This window comes from Nitrosomonas sp. (assembly GCF_043753625.1).
In the GTDB taxonomy this organism is placed as follows: domain Bacteria; phylum Pseudomonadota; class Gammaproteobacteria; order Burkholderiales; family Nitrosomonadaceae; genus Nitrosomonas.
The window spans coordinates 1-3,462 of record NZ_JAYUWI010000120.1 but is presented as its reverse complement, the minus strand read 5'-3'; the positions used below and the strand labels follow the sequence as shown (position 1 = coordinate 3,462).

The window sequence follows — 3,462 nt, the reverse complement described above, 5'->3', positions numbered from 1 at the left end:
TTTATAAACAAGTCATTAACAAAAAAACCAATAATTGATATTTTTCTTCAAATTCATTGGGTTATATGAGCACCACTAACTAACGATGACATAGCCTTAATGAAACCATCCTTGCAGTGGCTATTAGCGATGGAATCATCATTGCTTTGCTTAGCCGATACCTGGTTGCCCTTAAATAGACCGATTCTTCTGGATCGCAAAACAGCCAATGCTTCAGCATTGCCATTTTTTGCTTCTTTTGCTAACCAATCCAGCCACCCCATTCTGAAATGACTGGTTTTAGAGTGCTGGTAGGCTTTCTGGTAATCACTTTTAATGACTTGAATAGTTGTTTTGAACTGCTGATGTGCAGTTGCATACAGCGCTTTTTTGGCCAATCTCCCAGCTTTGATACTTTTAATGATGTTGCGCTTGAGTTTTGCCTCTAGCTTGGCGCGTTCAATGAGTTGATCTCTGCTTTGTCGCAATATTGCCCACTGGCTTGAACGCTGTCTGGCGCTATCCGTCTGCTCGTGTTGGTATCGCGCATAAAGCTTTGAAGTATCCATCCGGTTTTGTAATGGTTTTGGCTGATATTGTTTTGCGTTTTGTTGTGACGATTGCTCAGATTGATCACTAGGAACTAATGCACCCAATCTCTGGATCAGATTCCCTTTAGATAGAGAACGATCCACAGAACTGGCTTTAACAGCCACGCCATTTTTGGCGACCAATACAAATCCGTTGCCACGCTCCTTGATTTCAAGGCCATGCCTGGCTAGCACTTTATGCAAGTCCTGCCAGTTATCCGCGTCTTTGATTTCAGTGAGTGCCTCACGCTTGATCCAGCCCACCAAGCTCTCAACACCGGTTCTGGCTTCAATTTCCTGCGCTACTCTGGCAGCTTTATCACTCACGGCTTCATGATTAACTTTTGTTAAGCCATATTCTTGTTCGATTTGCTCACAAAGCTTGGCTACTTTCTTGTAATCATAGTAGGGATTATGGATTGTTAAGTTTCTAGGAGTCTGTCGGACTTAAAGCATTTGGAGGGTCAATTTGTTAAAATAGCGCTCAATTGAAATCGGATTTTTGGAAAAGCGACATGAGTCATTTCAAGCCCTGCGATCGCCATCAGCTGTACTTGCTCCCCCCGTCGATAGATGAATGGTTACCGGAAAATCATTTGTCACGGTTCATCATTGAAGTCATTGAGCAGTTGGACTTGACGAGATTGACGAGCCATTATTCTGGTAAAGGCTCGGAAGCCTATCATCCCTCCATGATGTTGGCATTATTGGTTTATGGCTACGCAACCGGTACATTTTCCAGCCGCAAGATTGAACGGGCGACGCATGACTCGGTGGCGTTTCGTTTTCTTGCGGCCAATCAGCACCCGGATCACGACACTATCGCAAATTTCCGCAAAACCTTTTTGCTGGAATTGCAGGAATTGTTTGTGCAAGTGTTGTCCATAGCCCAAGAGATGAAGTTGTTTAAATTGGGAAACATATCGCTGGATGGTACCAAGATCAAAGCCAATGCATCAAAGCACAAAGCGCTATCGCACGGACACATTGAGAAGCTGGAAGCACAGTTACGAGAAGAGGTTCAGTTTTTATTGAACAAAGCAGAGCAAACCGATGAGCAGGAATCTGAGCATGATTTTGACTTACCGGCTGAAATCGTACGTCGCGAACAACGTCTTGAAGCCTTGGCTGCTGCGAAAGCCAAAATAGCTGAGCGCGTCCAGGCACGTGACAACCAGGCGCAGAAAGATTATGAGGAAAAGATTGCCCGCCGGGAAGCACAACAAAAAGCGGGAAAAAAACCACGCGGGCGGGAACCCAAAGCACCGGAAACTGGCCCCTGCGTCCAAGATCAAATCAATCTTACCGATGAACAATCACGTATCATGCCCAGTGGGGATGGTTTCATACAAGGCTATAACAGTCAGGCGGCCGTCGATATCGAGAGCATGCTCATTATCGCCACCGGCCTGACCACGGAAACCAATGACAAGCAACGCGTCGAACCGATGCTCGAAGCATTGAACACACTGGAAAACCAGTTCGGCAAAGCCGATACTTTGCTAGCCGATAATGGTTATTTTAGCCAAAACAACGTTAAGGCCTGTGCTGAACATGGCATCACTCCACTCATTGCGCTGGGACGTGATACCCATCATCTGCCCATAGCACAGCGGCTGCAACCGGATGCCCCAAAACCTCAGACGGACGATCCTTTGGTTATGATGATGTACCAACTTAAAACACAGTCAGGACGCGAACTATACGGTAGACGCAAATGCACTGTCGAACCCGTGTTTGGCATTATCAAACAGGTATTAGGCTTTCGCCAGTTCCTGATGCGAGGGATTCAAGCAGTAGCGGGCGAGTGGAAGCTGGTTGCTATGGCTTATAACTTCAAACGGATGTATGCAATGGCAACAGGATAGAAAAAAACCTAAAAAACCTTTGTTCAGATGGAAATTGAACTAAAAATAGAGTTAACAAATGTATGGCTTTATATTCAGATGTACTGAAAAAGTTTCAAACTGACACAGTTGAAATTCTTTCTCAATACTTCTCTTGCTGATTTTCCTATCCGACAGGCTCCTAGGATGTATCTTGTTGATCGCGATGTGCATGTGCAGGTTATTGGTATCATCATGGATTACGCTGATGCGTTGATGACCATTAAAACCCAAAACATCACAAAACCGCTCTTCAATGGCATTCAGGTCAGAAAAGGATAAACGCTCACCTTCCGGAAAGCTCAGCACCAAATGTCACTCTGTAAACGTGGTAAGACGTGGTGGATTAGTTTCACCACACCAAGCGGCGAGCGAGTTAGATGCTCTGCTGCAACTGAAGATAAAACCCAGGCGCAAGAATTCCACGATAAGCTGAAAGCGGAATCCTGGCGGGTTGCAAGACTGGGGGATAAGCCAAAGCGGACTTGGGATGAAGCGGCTTATAAATGGCTGATGGAGACGCAATATAAAAGGCTATGTCATCATTAATTGTTGGTCACTGTAAACAAACACAAATTATCATTGATAAACAAGTCATTAACCAAAAAACCAATAATTGATATTTTGTTTCAAATTCATTAGGTTACATGATTACCACTAACTAACGATGACATAGCCATATAAAAAGCCACATCATGAAGATGTGGCTAAAATAAACTGGCTCCAACAGTTCTTCAGAGGCAAGTATTTGGATGAATTGACTCGGGATATAATCGCAAAGATTGGCGAGTTAAAGCTTCAGCAATCAAGCCCGGCAACAGCTAATCGCTTATTGGCACTAATTCGTGCGATCTTGCGGCGATCTGCTTTAGATTGGGAATGGATTGATAAACCACCCGTGATTAAGCTGTATCGTGAAGCAAAGCGTCGGGTACGTTACCTGAGTGCAACACAAGCAGCCATGCTTATTCAGGAATTGCCACAGCATTTAGCGGATATGGTGACGT

Annotated in this window: 2 protein-coding genes and 3 pseudogenes; 3 read left to right on the top strand and 2 right to left on the bottom strand. The window is 44.6% G+C overall.

What is annotated here, in order from left to right:
• Window positions 1–53: 53 nt before the first annotated feature.
• Window positions 54–992: pseudogene (gene traI / locus ACH10T_RS10355) on the bottom strand (TraI/MobA(P) family conjugative relaxase); the annotation flags it as partial.
• Between the two features lie 92 nt (window positions 993–1,084).
• Here traI and ACH10T_RS10350 point away from each other — a divergent pair.
• Window positions 1,085–2,437 (top strand): IS1182 family transposase, encoded by a 1,353-nt coding sequence (locus tag ACH10T_RS10350; RefSeq protein ID WP_394809199.1) that lies wholly within the window; start codon window positions 1,085–1,087, stop codon window positions 2,435–2,437.
• A gap of 51 nt (window positions 2,438–2,488) precedes the next feature.
• Here the strand turns inward: ACH10T_RS10350 and ACH10T_RS10345 are convergent, their stop codons facing one another.
• Entirely contained in the window at window positions 2,489–2,764 is a 276-nt protein-coding gene (locus ACH10T_RS10345; protein ID WP_394809200.1) for a relaxase/mobilization nuclease domain-containing protein, read from the bottom strand.
• Between the two features lie 3 nt (window positions 2,765–2,767).
• Here ACH10T_RS10345 and ACH10T_RS10340 point away from each other — a divergent pair.
• Both ACH10T_RS10340 and ACH10T_RS10335 read left to right on the top strand, forming a co-directional pair.
• Window positions 2,768–2,986, top strand: a pseudogene (locus ACH10T_RS10340) (site-specific integrase); the annotation flags it as partial.
• 217 nt (window positions 2,987–3,203) lie between these two features.
• Window positions 3,204–3,462: pseudogene (locus tag ACH10T_RS10335) on the top strand (site-specific integrase); the annotation flags it as partial.